The 12,132-nt window shown below is 65.4% G+C and carries 12 protein-coding genes and 1 riboswitch; of the genes, 2 read left to right on the top strand and 10 right to left on the bottom strand.

What is annotated here, in order from left to right:
- Positions 1–84: 84 nt before the first annotated feature.
- A riboswitch (cobalamin riboswitch) is annotated at positions 85–275 on the bottom strand.
- 165 nt (positions 276–440) lie between these two features.
- Positions 441–1,304: an SDR family oxidoreductase gene (locus tag ACRVY7_RS00255; protein ID WP_431815556.1), complete on the top strand. Its 864-nt coding sequence runs from the start codon at positions 441–443 to the stop codon at positions 1,302–1,304.
- A gap of 3 nt (positions 1,305–1,307) precedes the next feature.
- Here the strand turns inward: ACRVY7_RS00255 and uraH are convergent, their stop codons facing one another.
- From uraH to ACRVY7_RS00240, 3 genes are read right to left on the bottom strand one after another with little or no spacing between them, the layout of a single operon-like run.
- Positions 1,308–1,634 (bottom strand): hydroxyisourate hydrolase, encoded by a 327-nt coding sequence (uraH, locus tag ACRVY7_RS00250; RefSeq protein ID WP_049699533.1) that lies wholly within the window; start codon positions 1,632–1,634, stop codon positions 1,308–1,310.
- A gap of 10 nt (positions 1,635–1,644) precedes the next feature.
- Entirely contained in the window at positions 1,645–2,166 is a 522-nt protein-coding gene (uraD, locus tag ACRVY7_RS00245) for a 2-oxo-4-hydroxy-4-carboxy-5-ureidoimidazoline decarboxylase (RefSeq protein WP_049699532.1), read from the bottom strand.
- Between the two features lie 9 nt (positions 2,167–2,175).
- Complete coding sequence (locus tag ACRVY7_RS00240; protein ID WP_049699790.1) at positions 2,176–4,161, bottom strand: solute carrier family 23 protein; 1,986 nt, start codon at positions 4,159–4,161, stop codon at positions 2,176–2,178.
- A gap of 174 nt (positions 4,162–4,335) precedes the next feature.
- On the opposite strand from ACRVY7_RS00240, the gene ACRVY7_RS00235 reads away from it, so the two are divergent.
- Positions 4,336–4,932 (top strand): nucleotidyltransferase family protein, encoded by a 597-nt coding sequence (locus tag ACRVY7_RS00235; protein ID WP_431815555.1) that lies wholly within the window; start codon positions 4,336–4,338, stop codon positions 4,930–4,932.
- A gap of 19 nt (positions 4,933–4,951) precedes the next feature.
- Here the strand turns inward: ACRVY7_RS00235 and ACRVY7_RS00230 are convergent, their stop codons facing one another.
- From ACRVY7_RS00230 to ACRVY7_RS00200, 7 genes are all read right to left on the bottom strand, one after another.
- Positions 4,952–5,821: a 3-hydroxyacyl-CoA dehydrogenase gene (locus tag ACRVY7_RS00230; protein ID WP_431815554.1), complete on the bottom strand. Its 870-nt coding sequence runs from the start codon at positions 5,819–5,821 to the stop codon at positions 4,952–4,954.
- Positions 5,822–5,901: 80 nt separating this feature from the next.
- Entirely contained in the window at positions 5,902–6,252 is a 351-nt protein-coding gene (locus ACRVY7_RS00225; RefSeq protein WP_431815553.1) for a GNAT family N-acetyltransferase, read from the bottom strand.
- 67 nt (positions 6,253–6,319) lie between these two features.
- Positions 6,320–8,149, bottom strand: coding sequence for an acetyl/propionyl/methylcrotonyl-CoA carboxylase subunit alpha (locus ACRVY7_RS00220; RefSeq protein ID WP_431815552.1), 1,830 nt, complete (start codon positions 8,147–8,149; stop codon positions 6,320–6,322).
- A 262-nt stretch (positions 8,150–8,411) separates the two neighbouring features.
- Complete coding sequence (locus ACRVY7_RS00215) at positions 8,412–9,908, bottom strand: condensation domain-containing protein (RefSeq protein WP_431815551.1); 1,497 nt, start codon at positions 9,906–9,908, stop codon at positions 8,412–8,414.
- Positions 9,905–10,336 (bottom strand): SufE family protein, encoded by a 432-nt coding sequence (locus tag ACRVY7_RS00210; RefSeq protein ID WP_431815550.1) that lies wholly within the window; start codon positions 10,334–10,336, stop codon positions 9,905–9,907. Before ACRVY7_RS00210 ends, ACRVY7_RS00215 begins: the two co-directional genes overlap by 4 nt.
- Positions 10,337–10,345: 9 nt before the next feature.
- Positions 10,346–11,236 (bottom strand): sulfurtransferase, encoded by an 891-nt coding sequence (locus ACRVY7_RS00205; RefSeq protein WP_049699787.1) that lies wholly within the window; start codon positions 11,234–11,236, stop codon positions 10,346–10,348.
- Positions 11,237–11,410: 174 nt separating this feature from the next.
- Entirely contained in the window at positions 11,411–12,121 is a 711-nt protein-coding gene (locus ACRVY7_RS00200) for a Maf family protein (protein ID WP_431815549.1), read from the bottom strand.
- Positions 12,122–12,132: the final 11 nt, after the last annotated feature.

Raw genomic sequence — 12,132 nt, 5'->3', positions numbered from 1 at the left:
CAAGCCCCGGGTGGTGTGCAGAAGACACCACGACACGCTGATCGACCTGCGCCCGGTCCACGAGGCGGCGAGCCACCGGTCGCGGCGCGACCGGTGCAGGAGGCAGGTCTTCGGACTCGTCGGCGGGCTCACACGAGGTGAGATTCCTAGTGGCCGTCGCTTCCCGGGCTCGTGCCCAGTGCTTGGTGACGGCGGTCGTTCCGACATACCGCTGCGGGACAGTTCCGGATTCTCACCGGATTCCCTCTCACCCGACCGCCGATTACGGTGGCCGGATTCGACGCCGCGCGCGGGACGGAGGGGCTCCATCACAATTCCCGGCGGGCGAACCAGCTGCCGTTGCAGCATAGCGCAGCCTTTTCGTCGTCAGCCTCACCGTTGTGACCTAGTAGACGACCATCGCCATGAATCCGCGAACCCAACGGTTCCGAACCAGATAGGTGACTGAACAAACGAACACCACGTATCTCATCACCGGTGCAGGCAGCGGCTTCGGCAAGGAGGTCGCACTGCGCCTCGCGGAGCAGGGCCACGACGTCATCGCAGGCGTCGAGATCATCGCGCAGGTCAATGTCCTGCGCGCCGAGGCGAAGGAACGCGGCGTCGACCTCCGCGTGGAGAAGCTCGACGTCACCGACGAAGGAGATCGCGACAAAGCGGCCCAGTGGGACGTCGACGTACTGCTGAACAACGCGGGAATCTCCGAGGGTGGGTCGTCGGTGGATATTCCCGCCGCGAATATCCGGAGGCAGTTCGAGGTCAACGTCTTCGGGCCGATTCTGCTGACCCAGCCGATCGCGAAGGCCATGGTCGCCAAGGGCGGCGGCAAGATCGTGTTCATGTCGTCGGTGGCCGGCCTCACCGTCGACCCGTTCACCGGTGCGTACGCCGGGTCGAAGCACGCGGTCGAAGCGTTTGCCGACGCGCTCGATCAAGAGCTCAGCGAGTACGGGATCACGGTGGCGACGATCAACCCCGGCCCATTCCTGACCGGCTTCAACGACACGATGTTCGAGGCGTGGAAGTCGTGGGAAGACGATCCGTCAACCCGGCTCTTCGATTACGAGAAGCTCTCGTTCCCCCATGAGCAGTTCGATCCCGAGGAAGTCATCGAGGTCACCCTCGACGTGCTCACCGGTGCCGACACCGACTACCGACACGTGCTGCCCGCCCACACCGTTGACGACATCAAGTCGCAGGTCTCGGCGCAGTGGGACCGGACGCTCAACGACGGCAAGCGTGCCGAGCTGGTTCAGACCGCATACGACATCTCGCCCTACACTCCGGTCACCCAGGACGCGTGACCGTCAGCTCCCGCGGTACGTCGAATACGAGTACGGGCTGAGCAGCACCGGTACGTGATAGTGCCGGTTCGGGTCGTCGACGGTGAAGCAGATGTCGATCTGCGGGTAGAAGCCGACAATTCCATTGGCGCCGAACCAATCCGCCGTCGCGAACACGAGGTGGTAGGTGCCCGGGGCGAGCGGGTCGACGTTGACCTGTGAGATGCGGCCGTCGCTGTCGGTGGTTCCCGACGCGAGGCGCTCGCCGTCGACATCTCGCAGTGTGATCGACATTCCGACGGCGGGCGCACCACTGGTGGCGTCGAGTACGTGGGTGGACAGACCGGTCATAGGGGTCAGCCTAGTCGTCGACGAACTCGATGGCGGGAGTCAACATCCGTTGCAGCCGACTGCGATTGATCTTCGCGAGCTCCATGCGCATGACACGTCGTTCGGTCGGCGCGTCGTTGCGGATGCGCTCCTTGAGGATCGCGAGCAGTTCTTCTGCGGGGCGTCCGTTGGCGAACACGAGGTAGACGTGTCCGAACTTCTCGTCGTACTCCTTGTTGAGCTGTTTGAGCTCTGCGAGTACCTCGGGGTCGGCGCCGGTGACCCCGGACTGCTCTCTGCTCGACGAGGCGTTGTCGGGGCGGTCTCCGATGCGGGGATGCCCGGACAGCGCCTCGTCGAGGTCGGACTCGGTCAGTTCGGCGAGAATCAGATCGGCGTACTCCAGGAGCGCTTCGTCGTCGACGAAGGGCCGTGCCTTGGCAACGCGTAACGCCCAGATCGACGAGCTACAGCATTCGTACAGCGTGCTGATCGCACGCAGTTCGGACAGCTCGTTGAAGCTCGGGAGGCCTCGCCAATCGACTCGTCGCACGCGGTCAGCCTACGAGAGTTCCGGTTGACGGCTGAACCGAGCCGACGTCAGCGGGTTCGCGTCGGCCACCAGATCGTCGAAGCGATGGTTGGCGATCTTCGCGATCTCGATGAGGGCGAACGACTTCTCCGAGGTCTCGGAGTTGTCCATGCGTGCCCAGCCGTTGCGCAGCACGCGGTCGTAGCGCTCGGCCTCCTGTGCGTCGATGACGAGCGGGAACCCGAAGTGTTCCTTGTAGGCCTTCGCGAGGTCGACGACGTTCTCGTGCTCGGTCTCCTCCAGGTGTGACAACCCCTTGTGATCGACCGCGGTCAACTCTCCGGTCTCGTCTTCGGCTCCGAGGTCGGGGAAGGCCTGAATGAGCTGAAGTTGTTCCTCGTCGCTACCGGTCAACATGGCTTCTTGGAAGGCGCTGCGCAGATCGTGCACGTCCTCGAACGGACGCTGCTCGTAGGCACGTTCGACCACCCAGTCGACGTTCTGCACGAGGCCGCCGAACGTCTCGTTGAACTCGACGAAGCTCATCTTGTTGACCGCGTCGAGCGTGATCGCACCGCGGCCTGCGACCGCCGGGCCGCGTCGTCCGATGTGGAAGAACAAGAGGTTCAACAGGATTGCGGTGATCGCGCCCATGGTGATACCCGTCGAGAAGGGTATCTGCAGGATCATGTTGGGCATCGATTGGTCGACGCCGGGGAGGGCCGGTACATCGACGTGAGCGCCGCCCTTCTCGATCACGGTGGTCGGGCTCGACGACTGCGAGAACTGCACGTAGAGCGCAACTGCCAACGAGGTTGCCGCGATGATGAGGTTGCGGTGATCGGTGAAGTCGACCGAGGTGAGCGTCTGAATACCCACGATGGCGACCGTCGCGAACATGATGAGCGCGGCGCCACCGAGCACCGGGGCGGGAATCGACTCGACGATCTTCGCGAGCTTGGGTAGGCAGCCCAGGATGATCATGATGACGCCTGCACATGCGACAACCCAGCGGCTCTTGACTCCGGTCAGGCGCACCAGACCGACATTCTCGGAGAATGCCGTGTACGGGAACGAGTTGAAGATGCCGCCGAAGATGGTGGCGACGCCGTCGGCGCGCACGCCCGCCGCGACGTCCTCCTTCTTGATGCGCTTGCCGACGATCTCGCCCGTGGCGAAGATTGATCCGGTCGATTCCACTGCGACCACCAGCAGGACGACGATCATCGACACGATGGCCACGAGATCCCACCTCGGTGCGCCGAAGGCGAACGGCGGTGTGAAGCCGAGCCATGCCGCCTCGCCGACCGAACTGAACGTGGCGTCGCCGCACAGCCAGGCGACGAAGGTGCCGACGACCAAACCGAGGAGCACAGCGATCGTCGCCATGAAACCGCGGAAGAAGCGCTGCATCAGCACGATCAGCAGGATGGTGCCGAGCGTGTAGCAGACCCACTTCCAGTTGGCGTTGTCGTGCAGATGCTCCGCCGGGTTGGTCACGGCGTCGCCCGCACCGACCGGGATCAGGCACACGCCGATGATCGTGATCAGGGTGCCGGTCACCACCGGTGGTAGGAAGCGGATCAGTTTCGCGAAGAACGGTGCGATGAGGAACGTGAACACACCGGCAGCGATGACCGCGCCGTAGACGGTCTGCAGTCCGACACGGCCGCCGCCGTGTTGATTGGCGATCTGGATGACCGGGGCGAGGGTGGCGAACGTGATGCCCTGAAGTAGCGGCAGACGCACGCCGATCTTCCAGATACCGACTGACTGCAGCAGCGATGCGATTCCGCAGGTGAAGAGGTCGGCCGTGATGAGCATCGTCAGTGCGTCGGAGTCGAGTTTGATCGCGCGGGCGATCAGCAGCGGCACGAGCACCGCGCCCGCATAGAACGCGACGACATGCTGTGCACCGAGCGCGACGAGTTTGCCGGGTGGCGGCACCTGATCGACGGGGTGCACGCGCTTGCGCTTCTTCGCCGGCGGGGACGCGGGCGTCGCCTCGGTTGTCATGATCGCCTCCAACGGATGGTGGTGTTCCGCGCACACGAATGTGGCGCCGACGGCGAAGGGATGCGCGTCAGCAGATAGATAGTGGACCCGCGCGCGACTTCTCGCGCATCGGAAAGCGCACGTTTCCGCGACGTTAAAACGGAGATCTCCGACACGCGACTACGATCGGCTCCCGTGAACATCGCACGCCCCGACGAGGCAGACCGTCCCGAGTCTTTCGACGGCGATCCGGTGGTCGGTGTTGTGCTCGCCGCGGGCGCGGGGCGTCGTTACGGCAAGTCGAAAATACTTGCGGCGCAAGGGGAGTGGCTGGCGAACGCGGTATCGGCGCTGACCGTTGGCGGGTGCGACGACGTGGCCGTGACGATGGGCGCAGCGGTCGTGGAGGCCCCCGACGGTGCCGCGACGATCCGCGTCGGCAACTGGGCCGATGGGCTGTCGGCAAGTGTGCGCGCAGCACTCACGTGGGCGACTGAGAAGAACAATGCCGCCGGAGTGGTTTTACATGTTGTTGACATGCCGGATGTGAGTGGCGAGGTGGTTGCGCGCGTCGTCGGGCAGTCGGGGCGTCGACGCGATGCCGTGGTGCGCGCGACGTATCGAGGTGTCCCGGGACATCCGGTCTATCTCGGAGCCGACCACCTGTTGGCCGTCATGGATTCGCTGAACGGCGATGTCGGCGCCGCGGCATATCTGCGCGCGCACGCCGACATCGTCGAAACCGTCGATTGTGCGGACCTGGCGTCGGGACGTGACATCGACGAGCCGTAGCGCCGGGCCGTCATCGATCTCAGGCGGGTTGCTCCTGCTTGGGATAGGTGTAGAACCCCTCGCCGCTGGCCATCCCGAGCTTGCCCTTGTCGATGTAGTTCTGTTTGAGCCACGCGCCGAGGTGTCGGTTGCCCTGATCGCCATTCATCAAGATGTTGTACGGCGTCATCAGTCCGACGACGTCGTAGATCTGGAACGGTCCCAGCGGCGATCCGGTGGCGATGCGCCAGGTGTTGTCGACGTCCTTGGGATCGGCGTAGCCGCCCGCGGCGAGTTCGAGTGCCGCGTTAAGGAACGGGATCAGCAGCGAATTGAGAACGTACCCGGCCTTCTCCTTGTGGATCTGAATGGGCACCATGCCGATCTCGTCGGCGAACTTCACCACCTTGGCGTAGACCGCCGGGTCGGTGTCCTTGGTGCCCATGATCTCGGCGGTGTTGAACTGCCAGACCCGATTGGCGAAGTGCAGCGCGAGGAACTTGTCGGGCCGACCCGTCGACGACTCGAGATCGCTCGGTAGCAGCGACGACGAGTTGGTCGCGAAGATCGTGTCCTTCGGCGCCAGTTCGTTGAGCTTGCGGTAGGTGTCCTGCTTGAGCTCGAGGACCTCGGGCACCGCTTCGATGATCAGTTGGGCCTCAGCAGCTTTCGCGAGGTCGTCGGTAAGGGTAATGCGCTTGCGCGCTTCCTCCGCTGCGCCGTCGGCGGCGCCGGGAACCTCACGCTTGTAGGTCTCGACGAGTTCGTCGTACCGCTTCGACGCGGCGTCGAGCGCCTGCTGATTGATGTCGTAGGACGTGACGTCGAATCCCTTGTACGCCGTCTGGAATGCGATCTGGGAACCGAGGACGCCCGCACCGAGCACTGCAACTGTGGAGAACTCTGCCATCGTGAACCATCTCCTGTAGGTCGTTACTCCCCCTACAACTCAACTTACTCGCGCGCGCACCGACGAGGAGTTGATGCTCGTCACGTCTGCTGGTCGGGCACCGTCACGCCGAGTGCTCCCGTGGCGAAGCGGGCCACGACCGGATACGCGGAAGCGAGCGCGTCGTCGTAGCCGTCACGGGCACCTCCGACGAGCCTCGCGCGATCATCGTCGAGAATCACCGACACGGTCGCCACGAGCTCGCCCGTCGTCGGCTCGCAGACCGCCCAGGTGAACGACGACTCGTCGGACCACTCCGAATCCACTTGCCGGACATAGGCTTCGGGATCGTCGACGCCCAGGTCGCGTAAAGCTGCCGCGTCGGAGATCCGCTCATCGTCGCGGACTCCGCGTAGGTACCAGGCGCCCGCGTTGATCTCGATCGGTTCCATCGGAATTCCTCGGAAAATGAGTCGGGCCCGACCGCATGGTCGGGCCCGATCGGGTAGGTGTGGGCGGCTACTTGATCTCGAGCAGCACGGTGCCCTGGGTAACGGCTGCGCCCGCCTCGATGGCGAGGCCGGTCACGACACCGTCCTTGTGCGCGGTCACCGGGTTCTCCATCTTCATCGCCTCGAGCACCACGACGAGGTCGCCTGCGGAGACCTCCTGGCCTTCCTCGACGGCGATCTTGACGACGGTGCCCTGCATGGGCGCGGCAACCGAGTCGCCCGAAGCGGCTGCACCGGCACCCTTGGTGCGTGTGCGCGGCTTGGGCTTCTTGCGGACTACGCCATTGCTCGACGCCCCTCCGCCGAGCGCGAGATCGCCGGGCAGCGAGACCTCGACGCGACGGCCACCGACCTCGACGACCACGTTCTGACGCGGCGCCGAATCGTCCTCCTCGATGGCTGCGCCACCGGTGTAGGGCTCGATCGGGTTGTCCCAGTCTGTCTCGATCCACTTGGTGTAGACGTCGAACGTCTCGACGCCGTTCTCATCGGTGTGGCCGACGAACGCGGGGTTGGTGACGATGTGACGGTCGAAGGGGAGGACCGTTGCGAGTCCCTCGACCTCGAACTCGTCGAGGGCGCGGCGGGCGCGCTCGAGTGCCTGCTCGCGGTTCTCGCCGGTGACGATGAGCTTGGCGAGCATCGAATCGAACTGTCCGCCGATGACGTCGCCCTGCTCGACGCCGGAGTCGACGCGCACACCCGGGCCCGACGGCTCCTTGTAAACGGTGATCGGTCCGGGAGCGGGAAGGAAGTTGCGCCCTGGATCCTCGCCGTTGATCCGGAACTCGATGGAGTGTCCGCGCGGTGCGGGATCCTCGGAGAACTCGAGCTTCTCGCCGTTGGCGATGCGGAACTGCTGGCGGACGAGGTCGATACCCGACGTCTCCTCGGTGACCGGGTGCTCGACCTGCAGGCGGGTGTTGACCTCGAGGAAGGAGACCAGGCCGTCGTTGCCGACGAGGAACTCGACGGTGCCCGCACCGTAGTAACCCGCCTCGCGGCAGATGGCCTTCGCCGACGAGTGGATGCGATTGCGCTGTTCGTCGGTGAGGAACGGTGCGGGTGCTTCCTCGACGAGCTTCTGGAAGCGACGCTGCAGCGAGCAGTCGCGGGTACCGGCGACGATCACGTTGCCGTGCTGATCGGCGATGACCTGCGCCTCGACGTGGCGCGCCTTGTCGAGGTAGCGCTCGACGAAGCACTCTCCGCGGCCGAATGCGGAGATGGCCTCACGGGTGGCCGACTCGAACAGCTCGGGGATCTCCTCGATGGTGTAGGCCACCTTCATGCCGCGGCCGCCACCGCCGAACGCCGCCTTGATCGCGACCGGCACGCCGTACTCCTTGGCGAACTCGACGACCTCGTCGGCGTTCTTGACCGGGTCCTTGGTGCCCGGAGCCATCGGGGCGTCGGCCTTCAGCGCGATGTGGCGTGCGGTGACCTTGTCGCCGAGGTCGCGGATCGACTGCGGCGACGGTCCGATCCAGATGAGGCCTGCGTCGAGAACTGCCTGGGCGAAGTCGGCGTTCTCGGACAGGAATCCGTAGCCGGGATGGATGGCGTTGGCGCCCGACTTCGCTGCGGCGTCGAGGATCTTGTCGAAGACCAGGTACGACTCTGCGGAGGTCTGTCCGCCGAGGGCGAAGGCCTCGTCGGCGAGCTTCACGAACTTGGCGTTGGCGTCAGGTTCCGCGTAGACCGCGACGCTGGGGATTCCGGCGTCGCGCGCGGCGCGGATGACGCGGACCGCGATCTCTCCTCGATTGGCGATCAGGACCTTGTTGATCGTCGAGCTGGAGCTGATCGTGGAGTTGGGCGCTTGTTCACTGGGCACTTGCTTGATCTCCTGGGCCTGGCTCTGTGCTGAGCTGTCTTCACGGGGTACTGCCGCCGGTATGCGACGTCCCCCTCGTCTCGCCACTCGTGTGTTGTTCGTGCGGCTTCGTCGTACCGGTGTCACGCCTGTGCGGTGTTGTCACGTGGACTGTGCTCTCACCTGGAGGGCGTCACCTGGGCGACGTCAACCACTCGAGTCTATCGGGTGGGTTCCGCGGTTTACCCTAGCCCACCGAGCAATCGTTCGGTTGCGCTCGGGGTCACACTGTGGGACTGAATGTGCTTGCGTCACCGACGGACCGGACGAATGCGGCGAAATCGTGCAGGTAGGCGTGCACCGGTCCCTCGTTGGGGATGATCTCACCGGGTGGCGTTCCGGCGCGTGCTTCGGGGTCGGCAACCAGGGTGGGGCCGACGACGTCGCCGGCAGGGCTCTCCTGTGGGAATCGTGCCGAGAAGCGCATGCCCGACGGAGTGCGGTTGATCCAGATGAAGACCTCGTTGCGGGCGTAACTGTGGCTTCTGATTACCGTGGCGCGACCGCTGTCCGCCTCGGCGGCCCCCGGAGCGTAGCGAGTGTCGATGAACGAGATGACGAACTGCGGCTCACCTCGGTACCCGATGAGGTCGGCGACGCGCAGGAAGGGTAGTGATGCGCCCTGACGTGCTCGTTTGAGTTCGTCGGTTGCGCGGGCCACCGCTTGGTCGAAGGTGGGCGAATCCGACATGTCGAGGCAGAACGGGGCGACGGCGACGAACCACCCGAGTGCGGTGAGCCATCGCTGCTCGTTTCGTGTGTGCCGCGGCAGGACGCAGCGGAACTCTCGATCGTCGGTGCGGCGGTGATGGACGATCGCGAACGCGGCGAGTATCCCTGCGGTGAGAGTGCCGCCCGCCTCGGAACACACCGCGGTGAACCGGTTGGCGGCCTCGTCGTCGACGATGACACCCGACAGCGACTCCTGCGGGACATCGACGGCGGGATCGGGCGGCTCGGCGACGGCGGTGTTCGCTCCCGGGACCTGGAACGGCGGCATGTCGCCCGCGCCCGCCTTCAGAAACGACGTCCAGGTGGACACGCTGGGGTGATCGGCTCCGGCCTGGTCGGCGAGTCGTCGCTCCTGAGCGCTGAAGTCGACGTAGCTGCCGACCTCTGGCAGCGCCGCGTCGGTGCGGTCGCGCGCGGCTCGGTAGAGGGTGATCAGTTCGTGTTGGGCCATGATCAGCGAGTAGCCGTCGACCAACGAGTGGTCGGCGGCGAACAGCAGCGTGAACGACGATTCGTGGCCGACCGTCGCGAACATGTAGGCGGGCCACTGCATCGGTGCGGTCGCGCGGTCGAAGGCGCCCGCGATCTGTTCGAGGAGCGGACCGGACTCGGTGTACCACCCGATTCGGCCCATCTTCAGCTGAACGGTTCCCTCCGGCGTGCTCAACCGGTGCAGACCGTCGGCCTTGATGATGACGTGGCTGCGCAGCACCTCGTGGCGATCGATCCACTGCGACAACGCTGCACGGATCGCGGGAATCGACAGCGGCTCGTCGAAGTTGATCGACAGGCCGAGCCACGACTCGCGACCGCCCTCCTTACGGGTGCGCACGCGGTAGTCGAATGCGTCGCGCAGATGCTGCTCGTGGTTGTGGGAGGTCAGCCGTGTGTCGTCGAGCCAGCCCCCGAGGCCCCCGGGAACCGACGGAACCCACTCGACGAGGCCACCCGGTTCGATCGGCTCCTCGAGGATCTGGATGAACTTCACTGACGACCGGTCTGACTGCGCACCTGATTCTTCACCCGGCCGAGCATCCCGGCCATACCGCGAAGGCGCAGCGGACTGACCGCGGCGTCGAGTCCGAGGTCGTGGTAGAAGTCGCCAGGCACTGCGAGGATCGCGTCGGCGGATTCGCCGTCGAGGCCCTGGGCGAGGATCGACGCGAAACCGCGCGTCGTCGGGGCCTCGGGTGGGGCGCTGAAATAGAGCCTCACGGCGTCGGCGTCGGCCGCGTCGACCGACAGGAACACCGGAGATTGGCACTCCGGTACCGGTTCCATCGCCTCGGTCGCGAGGTCGTCGGGGAGCGCGGGGAGTTCGCCCGCGAACTCGAGGAGGAGTGTCACCTTGTCCGAATCGCCAAGCGCGGCAAAGTCGTCGACGATCTCGGCGAGGGATGCGGGGAGTGTGCCCATCGGGATGTCCTACGCGGGTGCGTCGCCGGGTTCTTCGCCGACCGCGATGGGGACACGCACGGCGTTGCCCCACTCGGTCCACGACCCGTCGTAGTTGCGCACGTGTGTGAACCCGAGCAGATGGGTCAGCACGAACCAGGTGTGGCTCGACCGTTCGCCGATGCGGCAATAGGCGATGGTCGGGGTTTCGGGGTCGAGGTCGCCATAGATCTCGTCGAGTTCGGCGCGTGAGCGGAAGCGACTGTCGGCGCGTGCCGCCTTTGCCCACGGGATCGAGATCGCCGTAGGGATGTGGCCACCGCGCAGCGCGCCCTCTTCGGGGTAGTCGGGCATGTGGGTGCGCTCACCGGTGTACTCCTGCGGCGAACGCACGTCGACCAGCGGCTCGGTACCGAGTGAGGCGCGCACATCCGACTCGAAGGCGCGGATCAACGAGTCGTCGCGCTCGACGACGGGGTAGTCGGAGCGCGGGTACTCGGGTACGTCGAAGGAGGTGTCGCGATCCTCCGACATCCATGCGTCGCGGCCGCCGTCGAGCAGGCGAACGTCCTCGTGCCCGAACAACGTGAAGACCCACAGTGCGTACGCGGCCCACCAGTTGCTCTTGTCGCCGTAGATGACGATGGTGTCGTCGCGCTCGATTCCCTTGCTGCGCATCAACTCTGCGAACTGCTCGCCGTCGATGTAGTCGCGGACCACGTGATCGTTCAGGTGCAGGTGCCAGTCGACCTTCTGTGCGGTCGGGATGTGACCGATGTCGTAGAGCAGGACGTCTTCGTCGGACTCGATGATCTTGAGACCCTTGGCCCCCAGATGCGCGGATAGCCACTGCGTGGTGACCAGACGCTCTGGGTGCGCGTAACCGGCGAATGCCGGGTTCGGATCGGTTTCCACAGTCACGGTGAGATTCTCCAGCTCGGATCGGGCCACGGCGCGGGCGGCGCAGGACGGCGAAATTCAGCCTAGTCGACAACGATGCGCCCGCACGGTTGGGCGGGCGCGGTTCACCGGTTGTTCTGTGACCACCTAGACACGTCGGGGTGGTCGTGTCGGGTATTACCTTTGCCGCGGGTCTTACGCAGACGAGGTGGGGGACCACAGGGACGTGACGGGGATGTCCAAGCGACGCAAGAGGTGTCGAACGGTCGGGAGTCCGATGCCGATCACCGACGACGGATCGCCCTCGATGCCCGCGATGAACCACCCACCACGACCGTCGAGTGTGAACGCACCGGCGACCTCGAGCGGTTCGCCCGTCGACACATACGCCTCGATCTCGTCGTCGTCGACGGAGGCGAACCTGACCACCGTCGACGCGGACTCCGCCGAACGGCCAACCACGTCGAGTCCGCGGATGTGCGCCACGCAGTGGCCCGTCAGGAGCTGGGCTTCGTCGCCGCGCACTCGCTTCCACTGCTCGATCGCCACCTGCGCCGAGTGCGGTTTACCCGTCAGCGTGCCTCGATACAGGAGCATCGAATCGCAGGTGAGCACGACGAGGTCGGGGAGGGTCTGCACGTCGGTGGACGCGGCGTGGTCGACACGTTCGGCCAACAGGGTTGCGATCACCGAGTCGGCCTTCGCCTGCGCGAGGCGCGTCACGGCGTCGCCCGGAGTCTCGGCCGCCATGGTTTCGAGGAGGTGGTCCTCGTCGACGTCGGCTACGACGACCCTCGGGTCGAGACCCGCATGACGCAGCACGGCAAGGCGTGCCGGCGACGCAGAACCGAGGATCACCTCGTAGCGTCGATCGGCCCCTGTCACGTCGGACTCCCCGCTGGACACGTCGACCTGCC

This window comes from Gordonia jacobaea, assembly GCF_965344965.1.
Classification (GTDB): Bacteria; Actinomycetota; Actinomycetes; order Mycobacteriales; family Mycobacteriaceae; genus Gordonia; species Gordonia jacobaea.
Note: the sequence above shows the minus strand (reverse complement) of the source record. Positions and strands in the feature narration are given on the sequence as shown.

Coding starts and splice junctions, on each gene's coding strand:
- ACRVY7_RS00210 (WP_431815550.1), bottom strand. CDS start 10,336: ATGGGCACACTCCCCGCATCCCTCGCCGAGATCGTCGACGACTTTGCC.
- ACRVY7_RS00225 (WP_431815553.1), bottom strand. CDS start 6,252: ATGGAACCGATCGAGATCAACGCGGGCGCCTGGTACCTACGCGGAGTC.
- ACRVY7_RS00240 (WP_049699790.1), bottom strand. CDS start 4,161: ATGACAACCGAGGCGACGCCCGCGTCCCCGCCGGCGAAGAAGCGCAAG.
- ACRVY7_RS00230 (WP_431815554.1), bottom strand. CDS start 5,821: ATGGCAGAGTTCTCCACAGTTGCAGTGCTCGGTGCGGGCGTCCTCGGT.
- uraH (WP_049699533.1), bottom strand. CDS start 1,634: ATGACCGGTCTGTCCACCCACGTACTCGACGCCACCAGTGGTGCGCCC.